Annotated in this window: 10 protein-coding genes; 4 read left to right on the top strand and 6 right to left on the bottom strand. The window is 44.9% G+C overall.

All coding sequences use genetic code 11. The features are described 5' to 3' along the window. Positions 1-43 precede the first annotated feature (43 nt). Positions 44-550 (bottom strand): hypothetical protein, encoded by a 507-nt coding sequence (locus tag JRG66_RS05055; RefSeq protein WP_265164695.1) that lies wholly within the window; start codon positions 548-550, stop codon positions 44-46. Positions 551-747: 197 nt separating this feature from the next. Here JRG66_RS05055 and era point away from each other — a divergent pair, with 197 nt between their 5' ends. From era to JRG66_RS05040, 3 genes are all read left to right on the top strand, one after another. Beyond that, a complete protein-coding gene (gene era, locus JRG66_RS05050; protein ID WP_265164693.1) occupies positions 748-1638 on the top strand; it encodes a GTPase Era in 891 nt (296 codons plus the stop codon). Positions 1639-1809: 171 nt separating this feature from the next. Further along, positions 1810-3114, top strand: coding sequence for a ribosome biogenesis GTPase Der (der, locus tag JRG66_RS05045; RefSeq protein ID WP_265164692.1), 1305 nt, complete (start codon positions 1810-1812; stop codon positions 3112-3114). A 91-nt stretch (positions 3115-3205) separates the two neighbouring features. After that, positions 3206-5974: an outer membrane beta-barrel protein gene (locus JRG66_RS05040; protein ID WP_265164690.1), complete on the top strand. Its 2769-nt coding sequence runs from the start codon at positions 3206-3208 to the stop codon at positions 5972-5974. Between the two features lie 499 nt (positions 5975-6473). Here the strand turns inward: JRG66_RS05040 and JRG66_RS05035 are convergent, their stop codons facing one another. The 5 genes from JRG66_RS05035 to JRG66_RS05015 are packed head-to-tail and all read right to left on the bottom strand — an operon-like array spanning position 6474 to position 9621. After that, positions 6474-7268, bottom strand: coding sequence for a TPM domain-containing protein (locus JRG66_RS05035; RefSeq protein WP_265164689.1), 795 nt, complete (start codon positions 7266-7268; stop codon positions 6474-6476). After that, a complete protein-coding gene (locus JRG66_RS05030) occupies positions 7268-7702 on the bottom strand; it encodes a TPM domain-containing protein (RefSeq protein WP_265164688.1) in 435 nt (144 codons plus the stop codon). The genes JRG66_RS05035 and JRG66_RS05030 overlap by 1 nt, the downstream gene beginning before the upstream one ends. Positions 7703-7713: 11 nt before the next feature. Then, positions 7714-8310, bottom strand: coding sequence for a LemA family protein (locus JRG66_RS05025; RefSeq protein WP_265164687.1), 597 nt, complete (start codon positions 8308-8310; stop codon positions 7714-7716). A 1-nt stretch (position 8311) separates the two neighbouring features. Then, complete coding sequence (locus JRG66_RS05020; protein ID WP_265164686.1) at positions 8312-8644, bottom strand: MerR family transcriptional regulator; 333 nt, start codon at positions 8642-8644, stop codon at positions 8312-8314. Beyond that, entirely contained in the window at positions 8644-9621 is a 978-nt protein-coding gene (locus JRG66_RS05015; protein ID WP_265164685.1) for a M23 family metallopeptidase, read from the bottom strand. Before JRG66_RS05015 ends, JRG66_RS05020 begins: the two co-directional genes overlap by 1 nt. A gap of 123 nt (positions 9622-9744) precedes the next feature. On the opposite strand from JRG66_RS05015, the gene alaS reads away from it, so the two are divergent. After that, a complete protein-coding gene (gene alaS, locus JRG66_RS05010) occupies positions 9745-12357 on the top strand; it encodes an alanine--tRNA ligase (RefSeq protein ID WP_265164684.1) in 2613 nt (870 codons plus the stop codon). Positions 12358-12405: the final 48 nt, after the last annotated feature.

The raw sequence follows: 12405 nt of genomic DNA, 5'->3' as shown, positions 1-12405 counted from the left end.
TTGGATACTACGGGAACCTTTGCTTTTAATGGTTTTTTGGGCTTTAAGATTGCGGTTGCCCGTCCTGCCTGTTGCTGTCAATAAGGCTCTTCCTAATTTCGTCGTGCTTGTTCATCATTTCCTCATGCTCACTTCGCATGCTGCTGTGCTCATCCATCATGGTTTGGTGCACTTCTTTCATTTTAGAGATCTGGGCTTTCATTTCTGAACTGCTCAAATTTCCGAAATTATCCTTCAGGTCGCGGTGGCCCTCCATAAATTCTTTGTGCCCGGCTAAAAGGCCTTCGTGTTTCTTGATGATCACCTCGTTCTGGGCCATTTGCTCGTAATAGGTAGAATCTGCCACCTGCATGGTATCCAGCTGTTGCATAAGTTGCTGGTGGTTTTGCTTCATCTGGTCGTGGGTAGATTGAAATTCGGAATAAACCTGAGAAATACTGTCGTTTTGCGACATTAGCTCATCAAATTCCTTTGAAAGGTTTTCCTTCTCATTATTTCCGCAAGAAACTAAAAGCCCCACGCTAAAAATTAAAATCACAAATTTTTTCATTATTTTCTGTTTTTTCTGGTTAGTACCTTTAAAATTACAAAAGTCAGTTCTTAGTCATTATAATTATCTGTTAAAAGGAAGTCTGGAAAGCTGTTTTAAAAAGCTCATTTTTAAATAATTCCAATGAATCACCTCAAATTTTTACGCCAGGTCGCCTGCTTTTATAATTAAGTATCTTTGTATCGAAAAATTGAATTATGGCACATAAAGCAGGATTTGTAAATATTGTAGGGAACCCAAACGTGGGCAAGTCAACCCTAATGAACGCCTTTGTTGGGGAAAAGCTTAGTATTATTACCTCCAAGGCGCAAACTACGCGGCACCGTATTCTGGGAATAGTGAATGGAGAAGATTTTCAGGTGATCCTTAGTGATACTCCGGGGATCATAAAACCGGCTTACCAGTTACAGGAATCGATGATGGATTTTGTGAAGTCGGCTTTTGAAGATGCCGACGTGCTTGTGTACATGGTCGAAATTGGTGAAAAGGAACTAAAAGACGAGGCTTTTTTTAATAAGATCATCAATTCTGAAATCCCTGTTTTATTACTTCTGAATAAGATCGACAAATCTAACCAGGCTGAACTCGAAGAACAGGTACAGCTGTGGAAGGAAAAAGTTCCCAATGCCGAAATTTACCCGATATCTGCGCTTCAGGGCTTTAATGTGGCTGAAGTATTCAGCCGCATTGTAGAATTCCTTCCCGAATCTCCTGCTTTTTACCCGAAAGATACCCTTACCGATAAACCCGAACGTTTCTTTGTGAACGAGATCATCCGCGAAAAGATCCTGATGCACTACAAAAAGGAAATTCCTTACAGTGTAGAGATCGATACCGAAGAATTCTTCGAAGAAGAAGAGATCATTCGCATGCGCAGCATTATCATGGTTGAGCGGGAAACCCAAAAAGGGATCATCATTGGGCATAAAGGTGCAGCCTTAAAAAGAGTGGGTGTAGAGGCCCGCAAAGACCTCGAGAAATTCTTCGGGAAGCAGGTGCACCTTGAACTCTATGTGAAAGTGAACAAAAACTGGAGGAGCGACCTCAAGCAACTGCGGCGCTTTGGCTATTCCGGAGACAGGAAGTAAAAATGCCCTTTTTGACAGGTGAGCCTGTTTATGAGCAGTGGCCAGTAATTTTATCTGAAAGATTTTTCCAGGATGATCCTCTCAGTAATTCCTGAAAATTAGGCAGCTGTAAGTACAGGGCATTTGTTTTAAATCCCCTAATTTTGCACTTTTATTTAAGAGCATATATTTATGAGCAGTATTGTAGCTATTGTAGGACGACCTAACGTTGGGAAATCTACTTTTTTTAATCGTTTGATCCAGCGCCGCGAAGCCATTGTAGATTCGGTGAGTGGAGTGACCAGAGACCGGCATTATGGAAAAACCGACTGGAATGGCCGCAATTTTTCTGTCATTGATACCGGAGGTTATGTACTGGGAAGCGACGATGTTTTTGAAGCCGAAATTGACAAGCAGGTAGAACTTGCCATTGGAGAAGCCGATGCCATTATTTTCATGGTAGACGTAGAAACCGGCGTTACTCCTATGGACGAAGATGTGGCCAAATTACTTCGGAAGGTGAACAAACCCGTATTTCTTGCCGTAAATAAAGTAGATAATTCAAAACGGCTTGAAAATGCCGTAGAATTTTACGCTCTTGGACTTGGGGAGTATTTTCCCATTGCCAGCACCAACGGAAGTGGCACCGGGGAATTGCTTGACGCCCTTGTAGAGGCCCTGCCCGAAGACACCCGTGAAGAAGAAGCCGAACTGCCTCGTTTTGCGGTAGTGGGCCGCCCCAACGCCGGGAAATCTTCTTTTATCAATGCGCTCATAGGTGAAGATCGCTATATAGTGACCGATATCGCCGGCACAACCCGCGATTCTATTGACACAAGGTACAACCGTTTCGGGTTTGAATTTAACCTGGTTGATACTGCCGGGATACGACGCAAGTCTAAAGTGAAAGAAGATCTTGAATTCTACTCGGTGATGCGTTCGGTTAGGGCTATAGAGCACTGCGATGTATGTTTGATAGTCATGGATGCCACCCGTGGTTTTGACGGGCAGGTGCAAAATATTTTCTGGCTCGCCCAGCGAAACAGGAAAGGGATTGTGATTTTGGTGAACAAATGGGACCTTTTAGAGAAAGAGACCAATACCATGAAAGAATACGAGGCGAATATTCGCCGCGAAATGGAACCTTTCACCGATGTGCCTATCGTCTTTATGTCGGTACTCACAAAGCAACGCATTTTTAAAGCTATAGAAACTGCGGTAGAGGTGTACAACAACCGCAGTAAAAAGATCAAGACCAGTGAACTCAATGAGGTGATGCTGCCAATTATTGAATCTTACCCGCCACCGGCCTATAAAGGCAAGTATGTGAAGATCAAGTTTTGTATGCAGCTGCCAACACCGCAGCCGCAGTTTGCCTTTTTCTGCAACCTTCCGCAGTATGTAAAAGATCCGTATAAAAGGTTTTTAGAAAATAAATTGAGGGAAGAATTTGACTTTACCGGCGTGCCGGTATCGGTGTATTTCAGGAAAAAATAAACAAGGCCATGTAACTTTTGCCTTTTTTGGGAGTCCAATAAATGCTGTTACCCAAAGTAGCAGCATTTAATATTTAAAGTCCTCCCATTCCATGAAGCATTTTTTCCTTTTTTGCCTGCTCTTAATTTCTTCGGGAGCAATGGCCCAGCAGTTCTCTATTTCGGGTAAAGTCGTAGATGCCGAAACCCAGCTTCCATTAGAATCGGCTACTCTGTTCGTTGAAAAGCTGAAAGACAGCAGTCTTGTTTCCTATACAATTTCCAATCAGGACGGGGGGTTTGTTATTGAAGGTTCAGGAAAAATGGACAGTCTTAGGCTGGTGAGCACCTATAATGGTTATGAGCCTTTTACCCGACTTATTAGCATGAGACAGGCCAGCATAGATCTTGGGCAGCTAAAAATGCAGGTGGCAAACAACATGCTGGGGGAAGTAACCCTGGTTTCAGAAAGAGCTCCTGTCACAATAAAGTCAGACACCCTTGAGTTCAATGCCGGATCTTTTAACACCAGGCAGGATGCCAATCTTGAGGAGGTGATGAAAAAATTGCCGGGTGTGGAAGTAGATGCCCAGGGAAATATTACCGTCAACGGAAAGCCTGTTTCCCGCATCCTGGTGAACGGAAAAGAATTCTTTGGGAATGATCCCAAGATCGCCACCAAAAACCTTCCTAAGGATATCATAGATAAGATACAGGTTGTCGATACCAAGACCAAATCGGAAGAATTCACGGGCAAAGCAGGAAACCCCGATGATAAGACCATCAACGTTACTATAAAAGAAGATAAGAACAAAGGCTATTTTGCACGCGCAACCGCAGGAGGGGGAACAGATGACAGGTATGAATTGAGCGGCATCGGGAATTATTTCAAGGACGATATGCGGCTGAGTGTGCTTGCCAGTTCCAACAACATTAACTCTTCGGGTTTCTCTTTTGATGAGGTCTTTGACATGATGGGGGGCAGGGCACGCAGCATCTCCTTTAACCGTAACGGCAGCTTCAGCATTAACGGGAATAGTTTTGGCGGTAGCGGTGGTATCACAAAAAGTGAGACTGCCGGTTTCAATTTCACCAACGAATGGGATAAAAAATATGAACTGACTGCCGATTATTTCTTCGGAAAAAATGATACCGAAACCTTTACGGTGGTAGAGCGGGAGACTTTTCTTCCCAATAGTACTTTCTTCACTAATTCTGAAACTTCAGCAAATATGGTGAACGAAAGTCACCGGGCAAACCTGGCTTTTGAGGTAGATCTCGACACCCTAACCAGGATCTCGGTAAGGCCATCGGTAAATATCAATAACGGATTTTCAGATCGCAACAGCGTTTCAGAAAGAATTGAAGGGGCCTCTCAACTCCTTTCCAACACCTTCGATAATGAAGAACTGTACAGCAGCAACTTCAGTAACAGAATCGACTTTATCCGCAAATTTGGCAGCCGTGGCGCCTATTTGCAAGTTGATTTTAATAACCGTAACGAAAAACAGGAAAGAGAAAATTTCTTCTACTCCGAAAGGGCTACCGTAGAAGACGGCGCCACCACAGGCACCGCGATACAGGATCAGTTCATTGATGAAGATAACAGCTCAGATGAATATGAAGCGGGAATTACCCAGCGCTCTGTGCTTGCCAACAAACTCTTTCTTGATCTTTCTTACGATTTCTCTGTGCTCAATCTCTCCAATACGCGTTCTGTGTACCAGGTTGACGAAAACACCGGTAATTATGACCTTTTGGAAGGGGAGCTAAGCAACGATTTTGAAGTGACGAGTTACAAGCACATCCCCAATGCCGGAATTAATTACGAGGGTAAAAAATTGCGGGGAGGCTTTAACCTGGGCCTTTTAAATACCTCTCTTGAAAATGAGGATTTTCTGGTAGAGAGTTCATTTAAGAAAAATTACAGTGAACTTTTTATGGAGGCCGATATCAGGTATGAGATCACCCGTGGTAAATCATTTTACTTCAGGTATCGTACAGATAATAACATCCCTTCAATATCGCAGTTGCAGCCGGTGCCTAATCTTACCAACCCCCTGAACATCATTGTGGGTAACCCTGAACTAGACCCAACCTACTCCCAAAACCTTAATTTTGGATACCATAACTTTGACTTTGCCACCCGCAGCGGAATGAATATATATGCTTCGGCAACATTTTACGACAACCAGGTGGTGCCTTACTCAATTACTGAAGACCTTATAACCACCACCACATATAGAAATCTGGATGGAGGTTTGACTTCCTATGCCGGGGTATTTTATTCAAAGCGGTATAAAAAGGAAAAGCAGGAGTTCAACTATCGGGTGGGCCTTAACGGAAATTATAACCGGCAGTTAGGCTTTTCAAATGGTACCCGCTATAAGGCAGATCGTTTTGGAGCTAGCCCTTCATTGAGGCTGGGTTACAATTATGAAGATGTTATCGAGATTAATCCCCGGTATGAGCTTAGCTATGTCAATACACAGTACGGCATTAACAACAACAGGGAAGAAGAGTATGTGAATCATACGGTGGCCCTTGAAACCACAACATACTGGCCCAAAAATGTGGTTTTTGGCAATGATGTTTCCTTTAATTCCTACGGAAATGTTGCGCCAGGGTTTGATGATACTTCCCTTTTATGGAACATGAGCCTTGGCTACAAATTCCTGAAAGACGATGCCACATTAAAGCTGAAGGTTTACGATTTGCTCAATGAAAATGTGAGCACATCCCGTACCACGGGGGAAGATTTTGTGCAGGACACACGGGAACTTATCCTTGAACAGTATTTTATGCTTAGCTTCACCTACAAACTAAGTAAGTTTGGAGGAAAGGATCCAAACCGGAGAGGCGGGGGGATCATACGAATGTAGGGGAATGTAGAAGGTAGATTTTAGAAATACCATAAAAAAACAGGGGTTCCAAAAATGCCATTTTTGGAACCCCTGTTTTTTTATGGTTTGCAGTAGGCAGTTTTGAGTAGGCAGTAAATAGGAAGATAAGGTCTCCCGCTGGCGCGGATTTATGATCCGTGCCGAGTACAAATGTTGATATTGGAATTTGTTATTTGGAATTTGTTTTTTGGAATTCGAATTTCCTGACCACGGAGCACTATTAGATGAATAAAAATGGAAATTTATTCCCCAAACATATATCTCCCTTTCAGGGCTCCTGATGTGGGGTGGTACTTTTAATCCCGGGCTTGAAAACCCCGGCTACCAATATTTTGCCCCGCTGGGGCTTTCCATTGGAGTTTGTTTTTTGGAATTTAGTGCTTTGTAATTTGGTGCTTGTAATTCGAATTTCCTGATCACTGACCACTGACCACTGAACCCTACTGCCTACTAAAAGACTGCTCACTGCTAACTGAACCTACCATCCACCGCCGGCACCGCCGCCGCCAAAGCCACCGCCGCCAAAGCCGCCCCCAAAGCCGCCGCCACCACCGAAGCCACCTCCGCCACCAAAACTACCGCCCCCGCCAAAGCCGCCACGGCCAAGACTGGAGAGCACAAGGATGTCGAGGAGTCCGCCGCCACGGCGATATCCTCCACGGCCACCGCCTCTTTTGTTGCGGGAACTAAGGATGATGAGAAAAACGATCAAAATGAGGGCCAGAACAATGAATCGTGGAGCAGCTCCGTCTCCCGAAGCGGGTCGTGAACCTTCAAAAGTGCCATTAAGTACCTGGAAAATTGCAGTTGTACCCGCATCTAATCCGCGGTAATAACTTCCGGAGCGAAATTCAGGGAGTATAACGCCTTCAATAATTTGTTTGGAGAGGGCATCGGTAAGTGTACTTTCAATTCCGTAGCCGGTGGAGATCCAGATCTTGCGTTCGGTTTCAGCAAGTAAAATCAATATTCCGTTGTCTTCTTCGGCCTGCCCCACGCCCCATTCATGAGCCCATTCGGCAGCATAGGTGCCAATGTATTCGCCCTGCAAAGATTCTATTGTGGCAATAACGATTTGCGTAGAGGTAGTATCGGCGTAATTGATAAGCTTTCGTTCCAGGGCCTGCTCTTCCTGCGAAGAGAGTACTTCAGCTTCATCATAAACACTGGTTTCCAAAGAAGGCCTGGGAGGAATATCCCTTTGCGCATAAGCCGTAAGGCCAAGGCTGAAAAGGGCGATTAGAAGAAGGGAATTCCGAAGTAAATTGTTCATTATTTGGATATTTTATCCGAGAGTTCATTGGTGTCATCTTCGCTCCAGGGAAAATGTTCCTGTAATTCCTTGCCGGCCATAAGAATACCGTCTATAAGGCCCTGTTTGAATTCACCATTTTTGAACCTTGAAGCAATGGCATCTTTGGTAGTTTCCCAAAAATCCGGGGGCACAACTTTATTGATGCCTTTGTCGCCGTAGATCACAAACTGCCGGTCATCTATGGCAACGTAAATGAGCACCCCGTTATCTTCTTTGGTGTTGTCCATCTTCAGTAAGTGGAAAACTTCCATTGCGCGGTCCCAGATCTTGCCTTTGCTGGTCTTTTCAATATGTACCCGAATTTCTCCCGAAGTTTTATTCTCTGCCGCTCTAATGGCTGCCACCACTTCGGCTTCATCGGCTTCAGAAAGAAATTCTTCTATTTTTGACATTTTTGGGACTTTTAGGAATCAAAATCTACTTCGGGTGCGCTTTCAGAACCAGGATCGGCTTCAAAAAGAGGCATTCTCTCAAAACCATACATGCCTACAATAAGGTTATTAGGAAACTTCCTGATGTAGGTGTTGTAATCCCTTACCTGTTCGTTGTACCGGTTTCTCTCTACGTTAATTCGGTTCTCTGTGCCCTCAAGTTGTGACTGTAACTGCTGAAAATTCTGGGTTGCCCTAAGTTCGGGATACCTTTCTACGGTTACGAGCAATCGCGACAAAGCTGAAGAAACTTCTCCCTGTGCCTGCTGAAACTGCTGAAGGTTCTCCTGGGTGATATTGCTGGCATCAACGTTCACAGAAGTTGCTTTTGCACGGGCTTCTATCACATCGGTAAGCGTTCCCCTTTCAAAGTCTGCCGCGCCTTTCACGGTGTTGACCAGGTTAGGGATGAGGTCGCTTCGGCGTTGGTAGGCGCTCTCAACCTGTGACCAGGCAGTTTGTGCTGTTTCCTGCTTTACTACGGCATTGTTGTATTTTCCAACGGTTAACAGGTAAAGACCTAAGACAATAGCCCCAATGATCAATACGGGGACGAGCCATTTTTTCATATTACAGTTCCTTTTTTAAATTGTTTAAAGTGGATTTTATATTCTCCAGCTTTCTAATGATTTCAAAGTTAGACAATGTTTTCCGGCTTTTCTCTTCCTTGAGATGGATTTTTGCGCCCTCGAGGGTAAAGCCTCTTTCTTTTACCAGGTGGTAGATCAACTCCAGGTTCTTGATGTCTTCTTTGGTAAACTTGCGGTTGCCTTTTGCGTTCTTCCGGGGTTTTATGGCATCAAATTCCTTCTCCCAAAACCTGATGAGGGAGGTGTTCACCTTAAAGGCTTCGGCCACTTCGCCAATAGAGTAGTACAGTTTATCTGGAAGGTCTACATGCATTAATCCAGAGATTGGTTTTCAAGTTGTGCCTGCTCCAGGATATCGTCATATTCGGCCGGAGATAAATGTCCGTAATAGAAGTTGATGGGATTGATCTTCACATCATCCTTAAAGATCTCGTAGTGCAGGTGCGGCGCCTGTGAACGCCCTGTGCTGCCCACAAAACCTATAAGATCTCCGCGCTGTACCTTTTGCCCTCTCCTCACGTTGTACTTGTAAAGGTGGGCATAAAGGCTCACGTAGCCATAACCGTGATCTATCCTTATATGGTTTCCGTACCCGCTGGAACGGTTATCGGCCCTTTCCACAACCCCGTCGCCGGTTGCGTATACAGGAGTTCCCCGGGGAGCTGTAAAGTCCATTCCGTAATGGAATTTTCTCACCTTGGTAAAAGGGTCTGTGCGCCAGCCGTAACCCGAAGCCATCCTTTTAAGGTTCTCATTCTTTACCGGGATAATGGCCGGGATAGAAGCCAGCAGGTTCTCTTTATCATTGGCCAGTTCAATGATCTCATCTAGGGAACGCGATTGCACCACCAGCCTTTTGGTAAGCATATCCAGCTTTTTGTGGCTTTCAATAATAAGTTTAGAATTGTCAAAGCCCTCCAGGTCTTTATAGCGGTTTATCCCTCCAAAACCGGCAAGCCGCTGTTCTTCGGGGATGGGGTTGGCTTCAAAGTAAAGGCGGTAAATGTTGTTGTCGCGATCTTCTACATTGGCCAGTACGCTCTCAATTTGCTCCATTTTGCGGTTGAGAAGGCTGTACTGTAATTTCATATTTTCAAGTTCCCGGGAAAGTGCTTTTTCCTTGGGGGTCTCGAGCTGCGGGATGTTGAGGTAGATCACCAGGAGAATAAAGCCGGCCAGGAAGGTCCCCAGCACACTAAGAGCAGCAATTCCAAGGCGGCGGCCTTTCTTGCGCTCAATCTTTTTGTAAGATAGCGTCTCGCTGTCGTAATAATATTTAACCTTAGACATAAGTTAAATTATTCTATTTTTGCGTTACTTAATATGTTGCAAAAACAGTGCAACAATCAGCTTGAGAAACGAACAAATATAAAAATTGTTTTCCCGACAGCATAATATTAAATTTTAGCCTTCATGAAATCCCAGGAGATACGTTCTAAATTCCTCGAATTCTTTCAAAATAAATCCCACAGCATAGTACCATCTGCGCCCATGGTGGTCAAAGACGACCCCACGCTCATGTTCACCAATGCAGGGATGAACCAGTTCAAGGAATTCTTTTTAGGTAACGGGACACCTACCAGCCGTCGCATCGCCGATACCCAAAAATGCCTGCGCGTGAGCGGGAAGCACAACGACCTTGAAGAGGTGGGCAAAGACACTTACCACCATACCATGTTCGAGATGCTTGGCAACTGGAGCTTTGGGGATTATTTTAAAAAGGAAGCCATTCACTGGGCATGGGAACTGCTTACCGAAGTTTATAAACTAAATAAAGCAGACCTGTATGTTTCGGTTTTTGAAGGCAGTGAGGAAGAAGATTTGCCTGTAGATCGGGAAGCTTTAGATCTATGGAAGGCAATAGTGCCCGAAGACCGCATTATCTACGGAAATAAAAAAGATAATTTCTGGGAAATGGGCGATCAGGGGCCGTGCGGACCTTCTTCTGAAATCCATATCGACCTTAGATCGGCTGAAGAGAAGGCGAAAACTCCCGGAAGGGAGCTGGTAAACAATGACCATCCGCTTGTAGTGGAGATCTGGAACCTGGTTTTCATTCAGTTTAACCGAAAAGCCGATGGTTCCCTCGAAAAACTTCCGGAGAAACATGTAGATACAGGCATGGGCTTTGAGCGCCTTTGTATGGCGTTGCAGGGCGTAAAATCAAATTATGATACCGATGTTTTCACCCCGCTCATCAAGAAGATTAGCGAGGTGACAACTTCAGAATACGGGAAGAACGAAGAGACCGACATTGCAATCCGTGTAATTGCCGATCATGTGCGGGCGGTATCTTTTGCCATTGCCGACGGGCAGTTGCCAGGTAGTACCGGCGCCGGTTACGTGATTCGTCGTATCCTTAGAAGGGCCATTCGCTATGGCTTCACTTTCCTCAACCAAAAAGAAGCCTTTGTTTATAAACTGGTTGAGACGCTGGCAAGCCAGATGGGAGAAGCATTTCCCGAACTGCGTTCTCAGCAAAACCTCATCACAAACGTAATTAGGGAAGAAGAAAATTCCTTTTTACGCACACTTGACCAGGGGTTGGTGCTGTTGGACCAGATCATGCAGGAGAGCAAAGACAAAAAAGTTTCAGGCCAAAAAGCCTTTGAATTATATGACACTTTTGGATTCCCAATTGACCTTACCGCGCTTATCCTGAGTGAAAAAGGCTACAGCCTTGACCAAAAGGAATTTGAAGCCGAGCTGCAGAAGCAAAAAGATCGTTCCAGGAATGCCTCGAAAGTAACTTCCGGCGACTGGCAGGTGGTGAAGGAAGCAGAGACCGAAGGTTTTGTGGGCTACGACAGCCTTGAAGCCGAGGTGGAGATCTTGCGCTACCGCAAAGTGGAATCTAAAAAAGAAGGGGAGCTGTACCAGCTAGTCTTCAGCAAAACGCCATTTTATCCTGAAGGTGGAGGCCAGGTGGGCGACAAAGGAACTCTGGAGTCAAAAAATGGTGCTGTAAATTACATTTTAGACACCCGCAAGGAGAACAACCTTATCATTCACCTCACCAAAGAACTTCCCGAAGATCTTTCGGGTACTTTTTCGGCCAAAGTAAATGCTGCACAAAGAGCGCGTACCGCAGCCAATCATAGTGCCACGCACTTATTGCACCAGGCGCTCAGGGAAATCCTGGGGCCGCACGTGGAGCAAAAAGGTTCCATGGTACAAAGTGATTATTTAAGATTTGACTTCTCTCACTTCAGCAAGGTTTCTTCGGAAGAATTGCAGCAGGTAGAGGATTTCGTGAATTCAAGGATTGCTGAAAAACTTCCGCTTGTTGATAATCGCGAAATGACCTATCAGCAAGCAATAAACGACGGCGCAATTGCCCTTTTTGGGGAGAAATACGGGGACAAAGTTCGCGCTATTCGCTTCGGAAAATCCATGGAGCTCTGTGGTGGTACGCATGTTGGGAATACCGCCGATATATGGCATTTTAAGATCATTTCTGAAGGGGCTGTTGCTTCAGGAATCCGCAGGATCGAAGCTATTACCAATGAAGCTGCCAAAGAATATTTTACTGCACAAACCCAAACTTTTGGCGAGATCAAAGTCGTGCTCAAGAACGCCAAAGATCCCGTGAAAGCAGTGGTGAACCTGCAGGAAGAAAACGCCGAATTAAAAAAACAGATCGAAGCTTTGCTTCGTGATAAAGCCAAAAACCTGAAAGGGGATCTTAAAAATCAGATCCGGGAAATTAATGGCATCAACTTCCTCGCTCAAGAAGTAGATTTGGATATAGGCGGCATCAAAGACCTTTCTTTCCAGTTGGGGGATGAAATGGAGAATCTATTTCTACTTTTTGGTACCCGGCAGGATGAAAAAGCAATGCTCTCCTGTTACATTTCAAAGAACCTGGTACAGGAAAAAGGTCTAAATGCCGGAAAGGTAGTAAAGGAACTCGGTCGTTACATCCAGGGCGGCGGCGGCGGACAACCTTTTTACGCGACTGCCGGAGGTAAAAATCCGGGAGGATTGAACGAGGCCCTGCAAAAGGCTGAGGAGTTTGTGAAATAAGATTTGTAAATCGTCTAAACCTAACAGGTCTCCAAGACCTGTTAGGTT

This window comes from Salinimicrobium tongyeongense (assembly GCF_026109735.1).
Taxonomy (GTDB): Bacteria; Bacteroidota; Bacteroidia; order Flavobacteriales; family Flavobacteriaceae; genus Salinimicrobium; species Salinimicrobium tongyeongense.
Note: the sequence above shows the minus strand (reverse complement) of the source record. Positions and strands in the feature narration are given on the sequence as shown.

Bases quoted from the DNA above. Each gene is read 5' to 3' on its own strand.
- alaS (WP_265164684.1), top strand. From the start codon at position 9,745: ATGAAATCCCAGGAGATACGTTCTAAATTCCTCGAATTCTTTCAAAAT.
- JRG66_RS05015 (WP_265164685.1), bottom strand. From the start codon at position 9,621: ATGTCTAAGGTTAAATATTATTACGACAGCGAGACGCTATCTTACAAA.
- JRG66_RS05055 (WP_265164695.1), bottom strand. From the start codon at position 550: ATGAAAAAATTTGTGATTTTAATTTTTAGCGTGGGGCTTTTAGTTTCT.
- der (WP_265164692.1), top strand. From the start codon at position 1,810: ATGAGCAGTATTGTAGCTATTGTAGGACGACCTAACGTTGGGAAATCT.
- JRG66_RS05030 (WP_265164688.1), bottom strand. From the start codon at position 7,702: ATGTCAAAAATAGAAGAATTTCTTTCTGAAGCCGATGAAGCCGAAGTG.
- JRG66_RS05035 (WP_265164689.1), bottom strand. From the start codon at position 7,268: ATGAACAATTTACTTCGGAATTCCCTTCTTCTAATCGCCCTTTTCAGC.
- era (WP_265164693.1), top strand. From the start codon at position 748: ATGGCACATAAAGCAGGATTTGTAAATATTGTAGGGAACCCAAACGTG.
- JRG66_RS05040 (WP_265164690.1), top strand. From the start codon at position 3,206: ATGAAGCATTTTTTCCTTTTTTGCCTGCTCTTAATTTCTTCGGGAGCA.
- JRG66_RS05020 (WP_265164686.1), bottom strand. From the start codon at position 8,644: ATGCATGTAGACCTTCCAGATAAACTGTACTACTCTATTGGCGAAGTG.
- JRG66_RS05025 (WP_265164687.1), bottom strand. From the start codon at position 8,310: ATGAAAAAATGGCTCGTCCCCGTATTGATCATTGGGGCTATTGTCTTA.